The sequence below is a fragment of the Streptomyces sp. NPDC032822 genome, from assembly GCF_055578825.1.
The window spans coordinates 12810-31622 of record NZ_JBVIOL010000012.1 but is presented as its reverse complement, the minus strand read 5'-3'; the positions used below and the strand labels follow the sequence as shown (position 1 = coordinate 31622).

The 18813-nt window shown below is 69.7% G+C and carries 16 protein-coding genes and 4 pseudogenes; 11 read left to right on the top strand and 9 right to left on the bottom strand.

Annotated features, from left to right (window positions below; all coding sequences use genetic code 11):
- Positions 1 to 241 precede the first annotated feature (241 nt).
- Complete coding sequence (locus ACZ5VD_RS30090) at positions 242 to 1498, top strand: SGNH/GDSL hydrolase family protein (RefSeq protein WP_468683870.1); 1257 nt, start codon at positions 242 to 244, stop codon at positions 1496 to 1498.
- Positions 1499 to 2477: 979 nt separating this feature from the next.
- Here ACZ5VD_RS30090 and ACZ5VD_RS30085 read toward each other — a convergent pair.
- Together ACZ5VD_RS30085 and ACZ5VD_RS30080 are read right to left on the bottom strand one after the other, a co-directional pair.
- Positions 2478 to 3080 (bottom strand): TetR/AcrR family transcriptional regulator, encoded by a 603-nt coding sequence (locus ACZ5VD_RS30085; RefSeq protein WP_468683868.1) that lies wholly within the window; start codon positions 3078 to 3080, stop codon positions 2478 to 2480.
- Positions 3081 to 3128: 48 nt separating this feature from the next.
- Complete coding sequence (locus ACZ5VD_RS30080; RefSeq protein ID WP_468683867.1) at positions 3129 to 4124, bottom strand: NADP-dependent oxidoreductase; 996 nt, start codon at positions 4122 to 4124, stop codon at positions 3129 to 3131.
- Positions 4125 to 4285: 161 nt separating this feature from the next.
- On the opposite strand from ACZ5VD_RS30080, the gene ACZ5VD_RS30075 reads away from it, so the two are divergent.
- A complete protein-coding gene (locus ACZ5VD_RS30075; RefSeq protein ID WP_468683866.1) occupies positions 4286 to 4807 on the top strand; it encodes a TetR/AcrR family transcriptional regulator in 522 nt (173 codons plus the stop codon).
- On the opposite strand, the gene ACZ5VD_RS30070 is transcribed toward ACZ5VD_RS30075, so the two are convergent.
- The gene (locus tag ACZ5VD_RS30070; protein WP_468683865.1) at positions 4701 to 5627 is read right to left on the bottom strand and encodes an NADP-dependent oxidoreductase; all 927 of its coding nucleotides are present in this window, start codon (positions 5625 to 5627) and stop codon (positions 4701 to 4703) included. The genes ACZ5VD_RS30075 and ACZ5VD_RS30070 overlap by 107 nt on opposite strands.
- 136 nt (positions 5628 to 5763) lie before the next feature.
- Between ACZ5VD_RS30070 and ACZ5VD_RS30065 the strand changes: the two genes are divergently transcribed.
- Positions 5764 to 6807, top strand: coding sequence for a GlxA family transcriptional regulator (locus tag ACZ5VD_RS30065; RefSeq protein ID WP_468551709.1), 1044 nt, complete (start codon positions 5764 to 5766; stop codon positions 6805 to 6807).
- Between the two features lie 75 nt (positions 6808 to 6882).
- Here ACZ5VD_RS30065 and ACZ5VD_RS30060 read toward each other — a convergent pair.
- A pseudogene (locus ACZ5VD_RS30060) lies at positions 6883 to 7014 on the bottom strand (IS630 family transposase); the annotation flags it as partial.
- Between the two features lie 210 nt (positions 7015 to 7224).
- A complete protein-coding gene (locus ACZ5VD_RS30055) occupies positions 7225 to 8175 on the bottom strand; it encodes a LysR family transcriptional regulator (RefSeq protein WP_468551710.1) in 951 nt (316 codons plus the stop codon).
- Positions 8176 to 8264: 89 nt separating this feature from the next.
- Here ACZ5VD_RS30055 and ACZ5VD_RS30050 point away from each other — a divergent pair, with 89 nt between their 5' ends.
- From ACZ5VD_RS30050 to ACZ5VD_RS30030, 5 genes and pseudogenes are all read left to right on the top strand, one after another.
- A complete protein-coding gene (locus ACZ5VD_RS30050; protein WP_468551711.1) occupies positions 8265 to 9185 on the top strand; it encodes a zinc-binding dehydrogenase in 921 nt (306 codons plus the stop codon).
- Positions 9182 to 10174, top strand: a complete 993-nt coding sequence (locus tag ACZ5VD_RS30045) for an alpha/beta hydrolase family protein (RefSeq protein WP_468683864.1) — start codon at positions 9182 to 9184, stop codon at positions 10172 to 10174. The genes ACZ5VD_RS30050 and ACZ5VD_RS30045 overlap by 4 nt, the downstream gene beginning before the upstream one ends.
- Positions 10171 to 10530, top strand: a pseudogene (locus tag ACZ5VD_RS30040) (SDR family NAD(P)-dependent oxidoreductase); the annotation flags it as partial. The gene ACZ5VD_RS30045 and the pseudogene ACZ5VD_RS30040, both read left to right, overlap by 4 nt.
- 85 nt (positions 10531 to 10615) lie before the next feature.
- Positions 10616 to 10993 (top strand): annotated as a pseudogene (locus ACZ5VD_RS30035) (SDR family oxidoreductase); the annotation flags it as partial.
- Positions 10990 to 11525: pseudogene (locus tag ACZ5VD_RS30030) on the top strand (flavoprotein). The pseudogenes ACZ5VD_RS30035 and ACZ5VD_RS30030, both read left to right, overlap by 4 nt.
- Positions 11526 to 11582: 57 nt before the next feature.
- Here ACZ5VD_RS30030 and ACZ5VD_RS30025 read toward each other — a convergent pair.
- Complete coding sequence (locus ACZ5VD_RS30025; RefSeq protein ID WP_468683862.1) at positions 11583 to 12158, bottom strand: hypothetical protein; 576 nt, start codon at positions 12156 to 12158, stop codon at positions 11583 to 11585.
- Between ACZ5VD_RS30025 and ACZ5VD_RS30020 the strand changes: the two genes are divergently transcribed.
- The gene (locus ACZ5VD_RS30020; RefSeq protein WP_468683861.1) at positions 12142 to 12477 is read left to right on the top strand and encodes a tyrosine-type recombinase/integrase; all 336 of its coding nucleotides are present in this window, start codon (positions 12142 to 12144) and stop codon (positions 12475 to 12477) included. The genes ACZ5VD_RS30025 and ACZ5VD_RS30020 overlap by 17 nt on opposite strands.
- Positions 12478 to 12676: 199 nt before the next feature.
- Positions 12677 to 14509, top strand: a complete 1833-nt coding sequence (locus ACZ5VD_RS30015) for a TerD family protein (protein ID WP_468683860.1) — start codon at positions 12677 to 12679, stop codon at positions 14507 to 14509.
- 486 nt (positions 14510 to 14995) lie between these two features.
- On the opposite strand, the gene ACZ5VD_RS30010 is transcribed toward ACZ5VD_RS30015, so the two are convergent.
- From ACZ5VD_RS30010 to ACZ5VD_RS30000, 3 genes are all read right to left on the bottom strand, one after another.
- Entirely contained in the window at positions 14996 to 15493 is a 498-nt protein-coding gene (locus tag ACZ5VD_RS30010; protein ID WP_468683859.1) for a transposase family protein, read from the bottom strand.
- 400 nt (positions 15494 to 15893) lie between these two features.
- Complete coding sequence (locus ACZ5VD_RS30005; RefSeq protein ID WP_468683857.1) at positions 15894 to 16925, bottom strand: hypothetical protein; 1032 nt, start codon at positions 16923 to 16925, stop codon at positions 15894 to 15896.
- 247 nt (positions 16926 to 17172) lie between these two features.
- The gene (locus tag ACZ5VD_RS30000; protein WP_468683856.1) at positions 17173 to 18072 is read right to left on the bottom strand and encodes an alpha/beta fold hydrolase; all 900 of its coding nucleotides are present in this window, start codon (positions 18070 to 18072) and stop codon (positions 17173 to 17175) included.
- A 56-nt stretch (positions 18073 to 18128) separates the two neighbouring features.
- Between ACZ5VD_RS30000 and ACZ5VD_RS29995 the strand changes: the two genes are divergently transcribed.
- On the top strand, positions 18129 to 18737 hold the full coding sequence (locus tag ACZ5VD_RS29995; RefSeq protein WP_468683855.1) for a TetR/AcrR family transcriptional regulator: 609 nt from the start codon (positions 18129 to 18131) through the stop codon (positions 18735 to 18737).
- The last annotated feature ends 76 nt before the right edge of the window (positions 18738 to 18813 follow it).

Genomic DNA, 18813 nt, shown 5'->3' with positions numbered 1-18813 from the left:
ACGCGAGTGATGCTGCCCCCTCCACTCGACGGCTTGTGATTCACCATCGCGTCCCGAGGACGCGCTGCAAGGCGCAGCGTCTTACCCCCTCCGCGGAGAGCAAACGGGGGGAATTTCTCCCCCCTCACAACGCTCAGCCGCCGTGCAAGGGTGAAGGGCACATCAGCGCGTCTTCCCGCGAGGCGGTATCTGCCAGGGCTGGGTGAGCGCGTGCGGCGACTTATCGGTGGAGTGGATGAAGATGACATTCGGCACGCGACGCACTCTGAGCGCCACAGCGGCACTGCTGGTGGCCGGGATGATCGCCACCTCAGGGACGGCGGCGGCCGACCCCGCAGGGCAGCCATGGACCGGCGGCTGGAAAGCCGCCATGACGGCCGGCGGGCCGAGTCTCTCCGACCAGACGGTGCGGATGGTGGTGCACACCAACGCCGCGGGCCGGAAGGTGCGGCTGCGGCTGAGCAACGCATACGGCAGCGCGCCGCTGGTGATCGGTGCCGTGAACGTCGCCGTACGCACCTCGGGCGGGAGTGTCGACGCCCGCACCCGGCACAAGGTCACCTTTCACGGCGCCACCAGAGCGGTGATCCCGGTCGGAGGCGAACTCAGCAGTGACGCCGTCGACTTCACCACCGCCGCGGACGAGGACCTGCTGGTCAGCGTCTATCTACCCAAGACGACCGGCCCCGCCACCTTCCACTCCGTCGCCCGGGACACCAGCTACGTCTCCACGACGGGCGACCACACCGCGGACACCGGCACCGCGAACTACCCCAAGACCACCAGCTCCTGGTATTTCCTGGACGGCCTGGACGTTCTCAACCCCCGCACAAACAGCACCCTGGTCGCCTTCGGCGACTCCATCACCGACGGATGGGGCTCCTCACCGGGCACCAACACCCGCTGGCCGGACGATCTGGCCCGCCGCCTCGCCTCGCAGCCGGGTGGCAGCCGCATGGGCGTGGTGAACGCAGGTATCAGCGGCAACCGGGTCCTCACCGACGCACCGGCCGCCGAGCCCGAACTAGGCGTCAGCGGACTGGACCGCTTCACCCACGACGCCCTGGGCGGACCCCGGGTCCGCAGCGTGATCCTGCTCGAAGGCATCAACGACATCGGCAACAACGCCGGCCCCGACGGCAAGTCACTCACCGCCCGGGACCTGATCGACGGCTACCGCGCCCTGATCGCCAAGGCGCACGCCGCCCACGTCCGCATCTACGGCGGCACCCTCCTCCCCTACAAGGACGCCGCCTACACCAACACCAAGGGCGGCCCCTACTACACCGCCGCCGGCGACACGATCCGCCAGAAGGTCAACCACTGGATCCGCACCAGTCATGCCTTCGACGGCACCATCGACTTCGCCAAGACGATGGCCGACCCGTCCGACCCGCTGAAGCTCCTGCCTGCCTACGACAGCGGAGACCACCTGCACCCGAACTCCGCGGGCGACCAGGCGATGGCGAACGCCATCGATCTCGCCCAGCTCCGCTGACCCACACACCGCGGTTGCCGGCGGGCTTCCGGCCGGCCTCGTCGTGCGCCTGGGCGCGACATGCTTCCGATGACGCATCACGTGGAGTGTGTCGCCATCCTCGTACCGGCCAAAAGGGCTTTTGACCTGCGGGTTTGCGTGTGCGCATTATGTGCGGTGTGGGCGTTACGGGTGATATCTTGACGCTGAAATGACGCTCGTTCTGACGGGATGTCACCTGACTGATCGTGCAGGTCGTGCCAGGTGGAGGGTGCGTGCCCGCGAGCTGTCTTTGCAGGAACTCGAAGGAAACTAGGCCGAGTTCCTACGTGCCGTAGTTCGGCGGGTCGGGCGTTGGCGGAGCGGGCGCTCAATAGGCCGGTCCGTAGGGCTCCATTCCCCGAGGGAGGGCCTTAGGTCGTCGGCTTGCGGTTCGGGGACTCGGGCAACCGGGGCGGTGAGCTCAGTGGGTCGAGGCGCTCGACGGTGGTCGCTGCTGTATCACGGTGTGCGGATGCGCGAGCCGCGGCGGCACGGAGATGGGTAACCGTCCCACTTCTGTTATGCGCTGCTGAGCTGTCCGCGGACTATCGTCCGGCGTCATGTCGATCACCGGTTGGCGAGCACGGGAGTTCAGCTCCATGTTGGCCGATCTCGGTGAGGGGTTGGATGATCTGAGGGTGCCCGAGGGGCAGCCGTTCCTGATCAGTCCGGCGGGTGTGTACGACGTGGCGCTGAACCGGTATTTCTCGGTGTGGCCGGCGTCTTCGCCGTGGAACACCCAGGCCGCCCCTGCGATGGGGGACTCGACGCCACGTAGGCGGGCAGTCTCCGGAATCCCAGCAGCACGCGGTGGCGGTAGCCCTCCGGCCGGCCGCCCCAGCCGTCCGGTCATGCCGGTATGGGCAGCACGGCCGGCTGACCTGTCATGTGGGGATTCGGGCCATGCCGCAGCCGAGGACTGCCCGGATGGTCGCCTGGGCCTGAGGCTGGCCGCGCTTCAGCGAGGCAGCAGGACGTCGACCTGCCTGCGGATGTCCTGCACGATCTCCTCGACGCTCAAGGCGATGTTCACGCCTGCCGCCATGCTGAGGAACATCACGGCGGACACGATGTGTGCCAGCGTCGCGGCGTGGCCCTCTGCGACCCGTTCGTCTCGGCGCAGCACGGCGGCGACGGCCTCCTCGGTCTGCGCGACGATGGCCAGTGCCGCGCCGTGCCGGGGCTCCTCGGGGTCGCCGAAGACCATCTCTCGCAGGTAGGTGCGTCCGTTGTCGATCTGGATGCGGTTGCACTCGACGATCGGCCGGACGATCGCCAGCACCGCGTCCAGCATGCCGGGGACGGTCTCGGCGTCCGCCCGGCCCTGCTCAAGTGCTTCGACGTACTTGGCGTTCTGGACAAGGAGGAGGAGTTCGCCCTTGGTCTTGGCGTAAAGGAACAGGGTCCCGGTGCCGATGTCGGCCTGGTCAGCGATCTGCTGGGTCGTGACCTCCTCGACGCCGTGTTCGGCGAACAGTTCACTGGCGGCAGCGACGATGCGGTCGAGTTTCTCCTGCTTGTTCCGCTCGCGCCGTCCGACCGACTGGGAGGCGACAGACATGGATGGTGTCCTCGTGCGTTCTGTGTCGCCCGTCGCGGTTGCGGCGGGTCAGCTGCTGCCGATGACGGCCTTGCCGCGGATGCCACCCTGAGACAGGGACTGCAGCGCCTGCGGGGTCTGGTCGAAGCCGACCACCTTTCCCACGACCGGACGCACCACGCCCTGGTCGATGAGGGTGGTGATCTGGCGGAGCTGGTCGCCGCTGGCGCGCATGAGCATGAACTCATACGTCACGCCGAGCTTCTTCGCCTGCCTGCGGATCTTGCGGCTCAGGACGGCGACCCCCAGGCGCAGCAGCGGGTTGAGGCCGGCCTCGCGCGCGAAAGTGGGCTCCGGGGGACCAGCGATCTCGATGGCCTTGCCGCCGGGCTTGAGCACCCGCAGGGACTTCTCGAGAGTCTCCCCACCGAGGCTGTCCAGCACCAGGTCGTAGCCGGTCAGGAGCTGCTCGAAGTCCTGGCTGCGGTAATCGATCACCGTGTCCGCGCCGAGCGCGCGCACGAAGTCCGCGTTGGAACCGCTGGCGGTCGTGGCGACGCTCGCACCGAGGTGCGCGGCGAGCTGGATCGCGATCGAACCGACCCCGCCGGCCCCGGCGTGGATGAGAACCTTCTGCCCGGGCCGCACCTTCCCGCGCTCCACCAGCGCCTGCCACGCCGTGAGCGCCACCAGCGGCAGCGAGCCGGCCTCATTCATGCTGATCGAGGCGGGCTTGAGCGCCAGGTCGCCCTCCGCGACGGCGATGCGCTCGGCGAACGTGCCGATGCGGTCCTGGTCGGGCCGACCGTAGACCTCGTCTCCGGGCTTGAAGCCGCGAACCGCCGTCCCGACGCTGATGACAGTGCCCGCGACATCGTTGCCCAGGATCAGCGGCAGCTTGTAGGGCAGGATCTGCTTCAACTCACCGGCGCGGATCTTCTCATCCAGCTGATTCAGTCCGGCGGCCTCCACCCGGACGAGCACGTCGTGCTCCCCCACGGTGGGTTCGGGGACGTCCGCCTCCTGTAGCGGCTCCTTGTACTTGGTGACGACGAACGCTCGCATGGGGCACTACTCCTTGTCTTCATCCTGCTTATCCAGGCGTGAGGCCAGATCGGCCAATTCGGCGTGACATCGGGGCTTGTCTCACTCCATCTAACCGATTGCACTCAATTCTGAGTGTACTCAGAATTGTCGTCAAGGGAGGTCCCTTGGGGCGCGGTCACATGCCGATCGGGCGCCGCGAGCGGGCCAAACAGGCCAAGCGTGAGCGCATCATGACCGCAGCCCGCGAACTATTCGCCGAACATGGCGTCAGCTGGGTCACGACACAGCAGATCGCCCGCCGGGCCGACGTCGCGAACGGCACTCTTTACCTGTACGCGTCCACGAAGGCCGAGTTGCTGATCATGGTGCAGAACGAGAAGTTCGCCGCCGCCATCGACGTCGGCCTCGCCGCCGCGAACGCCACCGTCGGACAGGGTGCAATCCGAAGCCCCGAGCCGCAGTTCTGTCCTGTCCGGCCGTGCCCGCAGTCCGCCCCGTCCCGTTCGGCCGCGCCCGGAGTCCCGGGACCGGTCGGTCCCGGGGTTCCAGTCCCGCTCCACCTGCCCGCAGCCGACCCGGCCGAGGCGGCCGGCGTCAGGCGACGCTCAGGACGATCTTCCCGGTGGTGCGGCCCTGCTCGCCGATCTCGTGCGCCTTCGCGGCCTCGGCCAGCGGGACGACGGTCTCGACCACGGGCGTGAGCGCGCCCCGCTCGGCCAGGGCGGCGATCTCGCGCAGACCCAGGTGGTCGGGCTCGACCAGCATCCACACCGCCCGCACGTGGCCGGGGACGTCGGCGGGGACGTCGTCGGGGCCGGGCAGGGTGATCAGCCGGCCGCCCGGGCGCAGCACCGTCAGGGACCGCTCGGCGTTCTGGCCGCCGAGCCCGTCCAGCACGACGTCCACGTCCCCGACGGTGTCCTCGAAGCGGACCGTGCGGTAGTCGATCACCTCGTCCGCGCCCAGCTGCCGTAGCAGGTCGTGCTTGCCGGCGCTGGCCGTGCCGATGACGTACGCGCCGCGGGCCTTGGCGATCTGCACGGCCAGGTGGCCGACCCCGCCGGCCGCCGCGTGCACCAGCACCCGCTCACCGGCGCGCACCCCGGCGGTGTCCACCAGGGCCTGCCAGGCGGTCAGCGCGGCCAGCGGCAGCGCCGCCGCCTGCACGTGGGTGAGGTTCGCCGGCTTGGGCGCGAGATGGCGGGCCGGGGCGACGACGTACTCGGCGTAGGCGCCGGCCTGCCGCGGGAACAGCGGCATGCCGTACACCTCGTCCCCGGGGCGGAACATCCCCACGCCCGGTCCGACGGCCTCCACGGTGCCGGAGACGTCCCAGCCGACCGCCGGGACCTCGCCCCACTCGATCAGGGCCCCGCTGGCCCGGGTCTTGAAGTCCACCGGGTTCACACCGGCCGCGTGGACCCGCACCAGGACCTCGTTCAGTCCCGGCTCGGGCCGGGCGACCTCACGCTCCACCAGCACCTCCGGTCCGCCCCACTGCTCCACGACCACCGCACGCATGCTGTCCGCCTCACTCTTTTCCGTCTTGATCGGATACCGGCCACCCGGGCCCTTCCCGGCGCGACGCAGTCCACGATCCGGCACCCGCCCCCACCATGGTGTTGGCCGTCTGGCCACTATGTGACAGGATCTGGCCATGAGTGAGATGCCGTGGCCGTGCACCGACCCCCGCCCCGACCCGAGCGCCGACGCGGTCGGGCGGCACCGCATCGCCGTCCTCGCCCTGCCCGGCGTCCCGCCCTTCGAACTCGGCATCCCCTCCCGCGTCTTCGGCAGCGTCCTGGACGCCGGCTCACGCCCGCTGTACGAGGTCACCGTCTGCACCGCCGACGGCGCCCCGGTCCTCAGCGACGCCGGGTTCACCGTGCAGCCCGCGGCCGGTCCCGAGGCCCTGGCCGCCGCGGACACCGTGATCGTCCCGCCCACGCACGCCATGCCCGAGCTGGGCCGCGGCGGCCCGCTGCCGCCCGAGGTCGCCGCGGCCATCGCCGGCATCCGGCCCGGCACCCGCCTGGTGTCCATCTGCGCCGGCTCCTACGTCCTGGCCGCCGCGGGCCTCCTCGACGGCCGGCCCGCCACCACCCACTGGCACCTCGCTCCCGAGTTCCGCCGCGCCTACCCCCGCGTCAAGGTCGACGAGGAGGTCCTCTTCGTCGACGACGGCGACGTCCTGACCTCCGCGGGCGTCGCCGCCGGCGTCGACCTGTGCCTGCACATGATCCGCCGCGACCACGGCGCCGCCGCCGCCAACCGCGCCGCCCGCATATGCGTCGTCCCGCCCTGGCGGGACGGCGGCCAGGCCCAGTACATCGACCGCCCGGTGCCCGAACCCACCGTCGCCACCACCACCGCCACCCGCGCCTGGGCCCTGGAACACCTCGGCGAACCCCTCTCCCTGAACCGCCTGGCCGAACACGCCCGGATGAGCCTGCGCTCCTTCACCCGCCGCTTCCGCGACGAGGTCGGCATGACCCCCGTGCAGTGGCTCACCGCGCAACGCCTGGAACTGGCCAAGCAGTTGCTGGAGACCACCGACCTGTCCATCGACCTGGTCGCCCACCGCTGTGGCTTCGGCTCCGCCAACTCCCTGCGCGCCCACATGCGCACCGCCTTCGGTGTCTCACCCGCCTCCTACCGCCGCACCTTCCATACCGACGACCTGGTGGAAGCGGGCGTCTGAGGACACATCAGCGCCGCACATACCCGCTCCGCGGGCCGGCCGGGCGGGATCCGCCTGATCATCCGCTGCCGGTGCCCCTCCAGCGGAGGCCGGCAGCATCATCGCCCGCCGATAGCGCACCGAACTCGTGCCGCCCCGGCGCACGATCTGCTGCAGCTTCTGCCCCTCGTGGTCGGTCAGTGTGCGCACACGGACGGGCTCGGCCACCGCGCCTCCAGCGGTCGGATCGGATGTCACCGCACATGCAACCGCCACGACCGCCGACCCGGCGAACCTATGCGCTAGATCACGATGAACCCATTTCCCGACGGATGTGCCTGACCAGCTCGGTGCCGACGTTCACCCGGTCGTGGCAGCCCTGACCCGACCGAGTCCGGTTTGCACACGGCGAGGACGGCACACTTGAGACGGTACTGCTCAATGCTGGTCATCCTGGCGCCGAGGATGGCTCGTGGGTGGTTCGGGCAACCAGTCGCGGGTCGGGTCGTACTCCAGCCATCGGCTTCGCCCTGCTTCCTCCGCGCAGGCGGTGGCGAGGCGGTTCAGTCCCGGGTGTCCGTTTCCGGTGCGCCACAGCAGTGACCAGGCGTACAACGGCGTGGGATCGACCAGGGGAACGGAGCGCAACCTCGGGACCTCCGGCAGTGGCGCGTCGGCAGGTACCAGCGAGAAGCGTCGCGGTTCTTCCGCCATCTCGGAGAGGAAGTGGGCGAGCCCGAGGTTGACGCTCGCGGCCGTGTTCCGGATGCCGAATCGGTCGGCGAACCGGTGGAGGAAGTCGAGCCGGTCCAGTGCGCCGGGCGCCCACAGGGTGCTGTCGCGCAATTGGTCCGGCCGCAGAGCCGGTTCGGCCGCGAGCGGATGGTCCGTGCTCAGTACGGCGTCCACCGGTTCGAGGCGGACGAGGCGGTGGGCAAGGCCGGTGGGCAGCGGGGGGTGGACTCGGCCGAAAGCCGCGTCGATGTCGCCGTGCAGCAGTGCCGTCGTCACGGACGGCAGGTCGCGCCCGTGCCCCAGCGCCAGTTCCCCGGCTCGTCCGGCGACCTGGGCCAGTGTCCGCATCGGTGCGTAGAGATGCCCCCAGACGTCCACGCGCAGCGGGTGTTCCGTCCCGGACACCGCCGCGACCGCGGCGTCGGCGGCGGCCACGGTCTGCCGGGCCGGTGGGAGGAAACGCTGTCCGGCCTCGGTGAGGCGTACTCCGTTGCCGCCGCGCCGGAAGAGCTCGGTGCCGAGCAGGGATTCCAGCCGCGCGATCCTCTTGGACAGCGTCTGCTGGGAGATCGCGAGCGTCCTGGCCGCCCGGCCGAAGTGCAGTTCCTCGGCGGTGCGCACGAAGGCACGTATCTGCGCCACGTCGAGATCCATGGCTCCCACCATAGGTGACAACCGAAGGTTGTTGGCTTTGCTTGGGCGTTGTTGGATCGCGGGGCGGCCGTGGGGGTTGCATCTTCTCCATGCAAAGACTGATTCCGACGGGAGAGGCGGCGCGTCCGGTCGCCTTCGCCGAGGTCTCCCAGCCCGTGCCGGAGGCCGGTGAGGCACTGGTCAAGGTCGAGGCGTTCGCCCCGAACCGGGGCGAGACATTCCTTCTCGAACGCCCCCGGCCGGAGCTGCTGCCCGGCAAGGACATCGCAGGGCTCGTCGTGCAGGCGGCAGCCGACGGTTCCGGCCCCGGCATCGGCACCCGTGTGGTCGGGCACCCGGCGCAGGGCGGCTGGGCCGAGTACGCCGCCGTGCCCGTGCACTCGCTCGCGGTGCTCCCGGACAGCGTCGACAGCGCACGGGCGGCGGCTCTGCCCCTGGCCGGGATCACTGCCCTGCGGCTGCTGCGTACAGCCGGTTCCCTGGCCGGCCGACGAGTGCTGCTGACCGGCGCCTCGGGTGGCGTCGGCCACTACGTCACCGAGCTCGCCGTCGGGGCCGGAGCCGAGCTGACTGCGGTGACGGCCACGCCGGTGCGCGGCGAGCGGCTCGCGGAACTGGGCGCGCACGTGGTGCACGAGGTCGCGACGACTCAGGGACCGTTCGACGTCGTACTGGAGTCCACGGGTGGGCCGGATCTGGCACTCGCCCTGTCGAAGGTGCGCCCGGGCGGCACGCTCGTCTGGTTCGGGCAGGCGAGCCGCACCCCGGTGTCCCTCGACTTCTTCCAACTCCTCGGTGGGCCCGAGCGCGTGACGATCCAGCACTTCCACTATGCCGGCGCCCCGTACGACTCCGATCTCGCAGCACTGGTGAGCCTCGTGGAACAGGACCGGCTGCACCCGGAGATCGACCGCATCACCGACTGGGCACAGACCGCCGAAACCCTGGTCGACCTGCGCGAGCGCCGGATACGCGGCAAGGCCGTCTTGCTGACTGGAGGAGCACGATGAGCGCCACCGAATTCGCCACCGCCCAGTGGACCCGTGCCACCGGTGCGGGCGTGGACCCTCACGAGTACCGGCGCGTCACCGATGGCCTCACCTCCGTCGCTGACTGGGGACCCTCCTTCCTTCGCACCGGACACGGCTACCTCCAGCGCGCGGAGTACGCGGGATCAGCCCTCTCGGCAGGTGAGCACCTGCTGATGGCGGCCCGGTGGTTCCACCTCGCCACCCTGGCGCCGTACGCGGAGGCGTCTCGTGCTGCCGCCGAGGCGGACCACGCCCTGGGCCGCGCTCTCACCGTGTTGGAGCCGGGTGCGCGGCGGGTGAGCGGCGAGGGATTCGCCGGCTGGCTGCGTGGCCCCGCCGACGCGCCGGGGACCGTGGTCGTCGTCCCCGGTCTGGACTCGGCCAAGGAGGAGTTCCTCGATCTGGTGTCCGCGCTGCTGGCCAGAGGGCTGGCGGTATTCGCGATGGACGGCCCTGGACAGGGCGTGCTCGCGGCCACCTCGACCTTCGTACCGGACTACGAGCGGGTCGTGGGCCGGGTCATCGACGCCCTCGGCGTCGCACGCATCGGGCTTGTCGGCCTGAGCCTGGGTGGCTATTTCGCGGCCCGGACCGCGACGTTCGAGCCGCGCGTGGCAGCCGTCGCCACCGTCAGCGGTCCCTCCCGCCTCGACTGGGATGAACTACCCCCGCCCGTACGGGACATCATGGCCAGCCGCGCGGGAGGCGCCGACGCCGCCCAGGAGTTCGTGCGCCACGTCGACCTCACCGCCCTGGCGCCCCGCATCGCGGCCCCGCTGCTGGTTGTGGACGGTGGCAAGGACGTCATCCCCGGCGTGACGAACGGCGAGCCCTTGGCCCGTCTGGCGCCGCACGGCAGCTACCTGTCCGTCCCCCACGGCGACCACCTCCTTGGTAACGCGCGGCCCGACTGGCTGCCCCACCTCAGCGACCACATCGCGCACACTCTGACGGGAATATCAGCATGAACCGCTTCGATGACAAGACCATCCTCATCACCGGAGGCACCAGCGGCATGGGTCTGGCGACCGCACACCGCCTCGTCGCCGAAGTCGCCCACGTCATCGTCACCGGCCGCACCCGCGCACGGGTGGACTCCGCCGTCAAGGAGCTCGGCTCCAACGCCTCGGGGATCGTGGCCGACGCCGCCGACCTCGGCGCGGTGGAAGCGCTGATTGAGAGCGTCCGGGACCGTCACGGCCAGTTGGACGGCCTCTTCGCGAACGCGGGCACCGGTACATTCCTGCCGTTCGAGGACAACGCCGAGCTGGACTTCGACTACGGCGTCGACTTCAAGGGCGTGTTCTTCACCGTCCAAAAGGCGCTGCCGCTACTGGCGGACGGCGGCTCGATCGTCATCAACGCCTCCTGGACTCTCCACCGGGGCAAACAGTGTCCTGACCCTCTGCTCGGCGACCAAGGCCGCCGTGCACAGCCTGGCCCGAACGCTCGCCGCCGGACTTGCCCCGCGCGGGATCCGCGTCAACTCCGTCAGCCCCGGCTACATCGACACCCCGATGTACCCAGCCGCCCGCCCGTTGATGCGCCGCCATATCCCCGTGCCTGAACGACGGGCCGCTCTGTGGGTTGGGACGGCCTGCGCCTACAGCCAGCAAGGCCGCCTCTCCGACGGCTACCAGGCCCTCCGTATCGCCGAGACCTGCGCTGCCCAGGACGTCCGCCGCCCTGCCGTCCGTGACCTGGTCGCCGACATGGCCGCCCGCGACCGCCGACGTACGCTGCCGGAGCTGCACCACTTCGGCCGCCAACTGGGAGTCCCTGCGTGACCAAGCCGAACGTCCCCGAGGAGAAGCCCTTCCTGTATGTCGTAGCCTGCGCGTGCGGCATCGCCGGAGACGTCGGCAAGCTGATCACCGCCGTGCAGGAACGGAACTGGGACGTCGGCGTGATCGCCACCCCGCAGGGCCTGGGCTTCCTCGACACCGAGGCGATCGAAGCACAGACCGGCTATCCGATCCGTTCCGCCTGGCGCACACCGGGCGAGGCCCGCCCGCGGACGCCATCGCCGTCGCGCCGGCTACCTTCAACACGATCAACAAGTGGGCCGCCGGTACCTCCGATACCCTCGCCCTCGGCATCCTCTGCGAGGCGTACGGGATGGGGATCCCCACGGTCCTCCTGCCGTACCTAAATGCAGCCCAGGCCGCGCACCCGGCCTATCAGCAAAGCCTCGAGCGACTTCGGGGGATGGACGTCGTGATCGGCTCGTACGAGCCTCACCGGCCCAAGGCCGGCGGTGGCGCGGAGCGCTTCGGCTGGGAAGAGGCTCTGGAATTGTTGGAGCCCAAGTTGAATTAGCGGTCCAGGCACGCAGCCAGTGAGCAGAGCGGTGTGCCTGGTCGCCGTCGGGTGCTGTCAAGACGCTGCCGCGTGCACGTGCATGCGGTGGGTGGCGCCCGTGGGGTTGATGCGCGCCGCAGTGCCGTTTTGGAGATGCGGGCCATCACCCGCATGGACATCCAGAGCTGGATCCGCGCCCTGGTGGAGAAGGGCGAGGGGGCCTCCGCGATCAAGAGGGCGTACAACCTGACGTCCGCCATGATGCGCGCGGCCGTTGACGACGACATCCTCGCGGTGAGCCCCTGCCGCAACCTCGACCTGCCGGCCCTCGCGGTCAGACCGCTGCAGTGGATCACTCTCGACCAGGCGCAGAGCATTCTGGACGGACTCCTTACCGCATGGCGGACGATGTGCCTGCTCGGCTTCAACACCGGGCTGGGCTGGGGCGAGCTCTCCGACCTGCACCGCCACCGCATCGACCAGCGACGCTCGCGGCTGTTCGTCGTGGAGGTCAACACCACGAGCGGCATCAAGAAGTACCTCAAGAGCTCCAAGAGCCGTCGGAAGGTCGCGCTTCCGGCCCACGTCCTGGAGGCCCTCGAACGCCACATCCACCGGCTCGACCGTGACGCCCGTGGTCTTCACCACCATTTCCAAGGGCCGCTCCGGACGCCTCCTCGCCGACAACAACTGGCGCACGCAGACCTGGTGGCCCGCCGTCGAAGCCGCCTACTACTGCGACACCGACGGCGAGCAGCATCTCGTCCCGCATTTCCCGCCGAACTCCATGCGGCACACCTGCGCCTCGTGGCTGGTCCAGAAGGGAGTCTCGCTTTACGAGGTCCAGCACCTCCTTGGCCACGAGAGCTTCCAGACCACTTGGCGCTATGCCCACCTGCAGCGGGACGCGCACAAGGCCGTCTTCGGTGCTTGGGAATGTCTGGGCGCTCCGATGACCATTGCCGCATAAACGTTCCTTCGCACTGTTCACTCGGAAAACGGCTGGCACCGAGGCCAACTCCGCAGAGCACCAGCTTGTCCGCCACCGGAATGGCTCTCCGTTACAGATCCACCACCCACGGCGCCCGGTGCGTGCGAAAATCGCACTGGTCGATCATCGCCTTGAAGAGGGTGTGCTGCCCGCCGCACCCGGGGGAGGGGAGCCTCGCATGGTCCTGCTGTCGTCGAGCCCGAAGTGGCCCACCCTGCCCGACTACTTCCACGACTGGGCGCTGGTGGACGTGGAGACCTCCGGGCTGAGACCCGGCCGTGACCGCGTCCTTTCACTTGCGATCCTCACACTGGACGCACACGGCAACCAGACGGGGGAGTTCTCCACCCTCCTCAACCCGGGCTGTGACCCCGGCCCGATGCACATCCACGGCCTCACACCCGACCGGCTCGCCGGCGCCCCCACCTTCGAGGCGATCGCGCCGCAGGTGGGGGTACTGCTCAGCAGCCGCGTGCTGGTTGCCCACAACGCGCAGTTCGACTACGACTTCCTGGCCCACGAGTTCGCCCACGTCCGTTCATGGGTGCCGGTCAGCAGGCGGTTGTGCACGCTGGCTCTCAACCGCCTGGTCGGACCCGCGACACCCGACCTCAAGCTGGGAAGCCTCGCAGCGCACTACGGCGTGCGCCAGGAGAAGGCCCACGACGCGCAGGACGACGTACGCGTGCTCTCCGGCATCCTGCGCGGCTCGCTGGGCGCCGCAGAGCAACTGGGCCTGTCCCTGCCGCTCCTGGAGTGCCCGCCTCGCCAGGACTACAGGCCGTACGTTCCCAAGACGCCCTGCGCGTACCGCAATCCGGGCCAACTGGAGTCCGGAGGGCCCTTGGTGCAGGGCATGAAGGTTGCCGTCACCGGAGACACTCAGGTCTCCCGTGAGGAACTGGTCGCCCGCTCGGTGGCGGCCGGGCTGAACATGATGACTTCGGTCAGCGGCCAGACCAGCGTCGTCCTCACCAACGACCCCGGCGCCGCATCCGGGAAGCTGCGTCGCGCCGCGGACGAGGGTGTGCCGCTCGTGGACGAGCCGACGTTTCTGCGGCTGCTGGAGGGTGTGCGGCCGGGCCAGGCCAAGGGCACCGCTAGACAGCATCGCGTGGCGGAGCCGCCCCCGAGTGCGACCACCGAGCCCCCTGCTCCGGCGCCGAATATCCCGGCCCAGCGCCCCGCCACACCGACCGCGTTCACCGTCACGGTGGATCAGTCGCTCGCCGGGCGCAGGGTCCTGGTCCTGGGCGGCACCCACGACGAGGCCGCCGAGGCACGCGCGCGTGCTGTCGCCCTTGGCGCTTCCGCGGCGGTCAACGTCTCGGCCAGCGTGTCCGACGTCGTCCTGCTGCCCGGCGGCGAAGCGGACCGGCGTATGAGTCGCATCTCCGCCCTCGGCCTGCCTGTGCACCATGCCGATTGGCTCCTCGCACCCACGCCTGCGCCGGCGCAGAGCGCGGCCGAGAATCAGCCGGACATGGCAGAGGTACTGGTCCGAGGTGCTGTCATCGACCTGTCCGACACCGGCATGCCCTGGACCGTGGCGGCCACCTGGCGTCAGCACACCACCTGTGATGTGGACGTCGTCGCCTTCGCGGTCGATGCGCAGGAACAGGTGGCAGGCGACGAGGACTTTGTCTTCTACGGCGCCCCCGAGCACCCGGACGGCACCGTACGACTGGCCACGGACGGCCCGACGGAACAGGCCGTCACCGCTGACCTGGAGTTCCTGCCCCTGGAGATCCACCGGGTCGTCATCGCCGCCGCCATCGACGGAGCTGCGACCTTCTCCGACGTCGGAGCCATCGAGATCACCGCCACCTGCGGGATTGGCGCGGCCCTGACCGCCCGCGCCACCCTCGATGCCGCCACCACTGAGCGCACCCTGATCCTCGCCGAGCTCTATCGCCGAGGAGAGGGTTGGCGGCTGCGTGCTGTCGGGCAGGGCTACGACCACGGCCTGGCCGACCTCGCTCGCGGCTACGGCGTCGACGTCGCCGAGTGAACAACGGGTTCACTTCAGGAGGGCCGGGCCCTCAAGGAGCTGTCACTCGTGCGTGTCATTGCAGGAGGCCGTGGAGCGGAGTGGGCTGGCCTCATGCATCGCTGGTCTCCCTTGAATGAACGACAGCGCGCACTACTTGGCCGAATCGCCGACGGCGAGGATCCCGGGGGCTGGGCCCCGGGTGAGTGGCGGTCGGCCTACGCGTTGTGTGACCGGGGGCTGTTGACGGTCAGGCCCGGGGAAGACGAGGCGCACCTGCAGGTCACCGAGGCAGGTACGTTCTATCTCCGGAACGGCCATCACCCGGATCATCCGGCGCACCGCAGGAGTGCGACAGAGGATGCGTCAGCCGGCAAGGCATCGACTGGTCGGATGCCGTACAGCGAGCCGCCGTCACCTTGAAGTCGCAGGTCAAAGGGCTGGTGTGACCGGTTCTCGGGGTGCTCACGCTGGTCGTGGGCGGCTGTCTGCGGAGCAGATCGTCTGTCAGCGGTTGACTTCGAGGTTCGTCAGAACGAGCAAGGCGCGCAGGAGGCGGGTCGCATGGGCGGGGCCGGTTCGGAGCTTGGTGAGGGTCCGCCAGTTCTTGAGGTGGGCGAAGCCGTGCTCGACCGGTGCACGTCCGACGGCGAGGACGCGGTTGGCGGTCTTCTGGCCGGGTGTGAGCTTGTGGGTGCGGCTGGCGTGGAAGCCGGTGATGATCACGGGGTCGCGTACGTCGTTGTCCAGGCCGCGGAAACCGAGGTCCGTCAGCGCTCTGAGGGCGGCGGCGCGCAGGTGGGCCAGGATGTGGTCGTGGCGGGCGGCCGTGATGTCGTGAGTGCGGCCGGGCCGGGCGGCGGATATCCAGATCAGGCGGCCCTTCTCGTCTGCCAGGGTGAGGAAGTGCAGGCCGTGATGGTGGTGTTTACCGGAGTCGTTCCGCCGGTCGGCCTTTCCGGTGCGGCGCTGGGTGGGGATGAGGGTGCCGTCGATCAGAACCACCTCCCCGCCCTGCTTGGCGACCTTCTTCAGGACGCGGTCCAGGCGCGGCCCGGGCGGCGAGCAGGGTGCTCAGTTCGTCGTGCCATCGGCGGACGGTGGACTCGGAGACGTTGTTGCCGTCGGTCATGTCGGCCAGGCGCTGGTCGTGTCGCAGTATGGCCAGGACGATCACCGCGATCTTCCCCGGCGGCGGGATCCGCCATCGGGACCGAATCGCCTTCAGGTGGCGCCTGAGCAGATCGTCGAGATGGTTGACGGTGCGCGTGGACAGCGGCAGGCGGCACTGGTAGACAACCGGGCAGATGTCCTCGGCGCGCTCTTTGGTATTCGTCACACACTTCCAACGGCCGTCGGGGGCGCCGCGGTTACGCTTGCCGCGCTTCCCCAGGGGCACGACAAACTACTGGATGCTCCAGCGGTGCGGATGCTCGGGCTCGTTGGGACAGGCGAATACGTTGAGCTCACCCCAGCGGCCCACAGTGATCTCCGTGGGCGTGGCGCAGCGGTGAGTGGGCTGGTTCTGGTCCTCCAGCGGTTTCCAGCTGCCGCTGCCGCCGTCCCATTCCGAGCTGTCGATGGTCAGCAGCAGGTGCATCGGTGCCGTGCAGGTCAGACAATTCATGGGATACGGGTCGGTCGAGTGCCAGGAAGCGAAGCCGCCCACGTGCCAGCCGGGCGGGATGGACAGGTCGTACTGGTAGCCGAGCAGCTCTGTCGTGCTTTCGTCCGTCGACTGTTCGGCTTCCTCGTCAAGGGCTTCCTCCCAGGCGTCGATCCGGGCGCACAGTTCTTCCGGCAGAAGGCCGGCAAACGGGTAGGTGACCACCTGCTCCGGGTGCAGCACACAGGGCTCGGGCACGAAGCCGTCGAACCCGACAACGAGCGGCTGCGGCGGCGCGGTCAGTACCTCGCCGACCTCCCACGACCGCCGCCAGCGCAGGTGCAGCTCCAGGTCAAACCGGCTCGGGCCGTGCGCGTTGAAGGGACACCAGAACACTTGAAGTAGATCGCAGTCGCCCGGCCCAGCCGGCAGGTCGGGCACATCGCGCCGGTACAGTTGCGCGAGGCCGATCATCGGCAGCGGGTCGATCTCGGATGCCCCGGGGATCCGGTGCTCCTCGTGCAGTTCGCCCAGGAGCTTCCGCTCCTCGTCCGTCGGGCCGGGAGCCTGCTCGCGGGCCCACGCGGAAGCCAGAACCTGCCGATAGCGGCGGATGTCGGCCGGGCGTCGACCACGCCCACCGCCGTGGGTCTCGCCGCACGCCGGCCACGGCTCGTCCGCCGGCCACAGCATAGGACCGCCCACGGAACTGGCCGAATGGTCTGGTCTGCCCGGCCGCGGATGGAGCCGAGTTGTCGTCCCCCGGAAGGCGGCCAGTTCCGGGAAGAGCGCCTCGACATCGAGAGGGCGCGGGGGCGTGGTCCTCGTCATGGACGCGACTTTAGACGCCTGGCATCCCCGGTCACCGAACACCCACGGCGACGCGCTGGAGCGCCGACTCGCAAACGTCGAGGACGCCGACAGGCCAGACAGGGAAGCGTCGAGGCTGTGGCTGGACTGGGCTCGACGGTATGTTCAGGCACTTGATCCGCTCAGCCGGCTCCCGGCCATGCCGAACCTCCGTGAGCCGATACCGGACGATCTCAAGCCATACCTGAAGACTGGTGTGGCGTGCCTGCTACCGGCCGGCCACGAGGAAGTCCTCCAGGATCTCGACAGACCGCGCCGGCTGCTCCTCGGCCGGGTAATGGCCGCAGCCGTCGATGACGACCCCCGTGACGTCGTCGGCCGCCAGCCGCATCGTCTGGACGACATTCGCGCCGCTCCACAGCGCGCCGCCGAGGGCGAGCACCGGCAGCGTCAGCCTGGTCTTGCTGCGCTGCTCGTTCTGCGCGATCGTCTCGTCCAGCGCCCGGTAGTACGCGAAGCTCGCCCGCAGCGCGCGAGGATCCGCGGTGATCGCGTCGACGTAGACATCGACGGCGTACGCGGGGATCGCGTCCGGGGTGGCCGCCTTCTTGGCGAACTGGTAGCCGAAGAAGAGCCGCTCCCGTCCTTGGACCAGTTCCTCGTTGAGGTCGGTGAGCCGGTTGAAGCCGAACTGCCAGAGCTTCAGGTTGACCTCGGCCGGGCCGAAGAACGGCGGGGACGGCGTGAGGCCGGGGATCACCGCTTCGAGGATGGCGAGCCGGCCCACCCGCTCGGGGTGATCGGCGGCGAGGGCGTATCCGGTCCACGTACCGATGTCGTGGCCGACCACGTCGAACCGGTCGTGCCCGAGCGCGGCCATCAACGCGACCAGATCGGCTGCCAGCGTGCCGGCGTCGTACCCGTCGTCGGGCTTGTCGGAGAGCCCGGCGCCGCGCGGGTCGACGGCGACGACGGTGTGCCGGCGGGCGAGCGCGGGCATCACCTCCCGCCAGGCGTACCAGGTCTGGGGCCACCCGCCGATCAGCAGCAGCGCCGGGCCGTCCCCACCGGTGACCGCGTGCAGCCGCAGCCCGTTCACCTCCACGAGCCGGCTGGTGAAGATGTCGGTGAATCCGTCGGGCAGCCGCAGCGAACTCAGGGTTGTCATGCCGGTGACCCTACCCATCTTTGAACGATCGGTACAAGATGTGTAGGCTGACGACCATGGCAGGCCGCAAACAATTCGACGTGGACGAGGCGCTACGACGTGCGATGCACGTCTTCTGGCGCTGGGGTTATTCGGAGGCCTCGATCGATCGCCTGACCGAGGGCACGGGCCTGGGCCGGGGCTCGCTCTACGGCACCTTCGGCGACAAGAGCACCCTCTTCCGCAAAAGCCTCCAACGGTACGCGCAGACCTACCAGCCGCTGTACGAGCGGGCACTGTCCGGCCCCCACCCGAGCCCGAGCGCCGTTGTGGCCGACTACCTGCAGGTCGCCCTGAACCGCATCGCCGACCCGACGGTCCCGGACGGCTGCCTGCTCACGGTGTCGGCCACGCAGTTCCCGGCGCTCGACGCGGAGGGCCGGGCGATGGTCCGCACCATGATCGACGGTTTGCGGGCGAGGCTGGAACAGGCGCTGCTGGCGGCGGGGGCCGATGAGCAGGAGGCGGCAGAGCTGGCGTTGTGCACGCTGGCGACGAACAAATCCCTGGCGGTACTGAGCCGCGCCGGCTTCTCGGGTGAAGACCTGGCAACCGTCGCGGCAGCCGCCGCAAAGAATGCCAAGGCCGTGCCGAACCGGTCGGCCGAACCGTCGGGGCCGCGATAGGGGGAACCCCTCCGTCGCCGATGGACCTGCACAGACCTCGGGGCAGCCGGCGGCTCGGTGGGAAGTGACTCGACCC

Excerpts from the sequence above, each read along its gene's own strand:
- ACZ5VD_RS30070 (WP_468683865.1), bottom strand. The coding sequence starts at position 5,627 with ATGCGTGCGGTGGTCGTGGAGCAGTGGGGCGGACCGGAGGTGCTGGTG.
- ACZ5VD_RS30075 (WP_468683866.1), top strand. The coding sequence starts at position 4,286 with ATGCCGATCGGGCGCCGCGAGCGGGCCAAACAGGCCAAGCGTGAGCGC.
- ACZ5VD_RS30055 (WP_468551710.1), bottom strand. The coding sequence starts at position 8,175 with ATGGATCTCGACGTGGCGCAGATACGTGCCTTCGTGCGCACCGCCGAG.
- ACZ5VD_RS30090 (WP_468683870.1), top strand. The coding sequence starts at position 242 with ATGACATTCGGCACGCGACGCACTCTGAGCGCCACAGCGGCACTGCTG.
- ACZ5VD_RS30050 (WP_468551711.1), top strand. The coding sequence starts at position 8,265 with ATGCAAAGACTGATTCCGACGGGAGAGGCGGCGCGTCCGGTCGCCTTC.
- ACZ5VD_RS30000 (WP_468683856.1), bottom strand. The coding sequence starts at position 18,072 with ATGACAACCCTGAGTTCGCTGCGGCTGCCCGACGGATTCACCGACATC.
- ACZ5VD_RS30080 (WP_468683867.1), bottom strand. The coding sequence starts at position 4,124 with ATGCGAGCGTTCGTCGTCACCAAGTACAAGGAGCCGCTACAGGAGGCG.
- ACZ5VD_RS30065 (WP_468551709.1), top strand. The coding sequence starts at position 5,764 with ATGAGTGAGATGCCGTGGCCGTGCACCGACCCCCGCCCCGACCCGAGC.
- ACZ5VD_RS30025 (WP_468683862.1), bottom strand. The coding sequence starts at position 12,158 with ATGGTGGTGAAGACCACGGGCGTCACGGTCGAGCCGGTGGATGTGGCG.
- ACZ5VD_RS30005 (WP_468683857.1), bottom strand. The coding sequence starts at position 16,925 with ATGACGAGGACCACGCCCCCGCGCCCTCTCGATGTCGAGGCGCTCTTC.
- ACZ5VD_RS30045 (WP_468683864.1), top strand. The coding sequence starts at position 9,182 with ATGAGCGCCACCGAATTCGCCACCGCCCAGTGGACCCGTGCCACCGGT.
- ACZ5VD_RS30015 (WP_468683860.1), top strand. The coding sequence starts at position 12,677 with ATGGTCCTGCTGTCGTCGAGCCCGAAGTGGCCCACCCTGCCCGACTAC.
- ACZ5VD_RS30085 (WP_468683868.1), bottom strand. The coding sequence starts at position 3,080 with ATGTCTGTCGCCTCCCAGTCGGTCGGACGGCGCGAGCGGAACAAGCAG.
- ACZ5VD_RS29995 (WP_468683855.1), top strand. The coding sequence starts at position 18,129 with ATGGCAGGCCGCAAACAATTCGACGTGGACGAGGCGCTACGACGTGCG.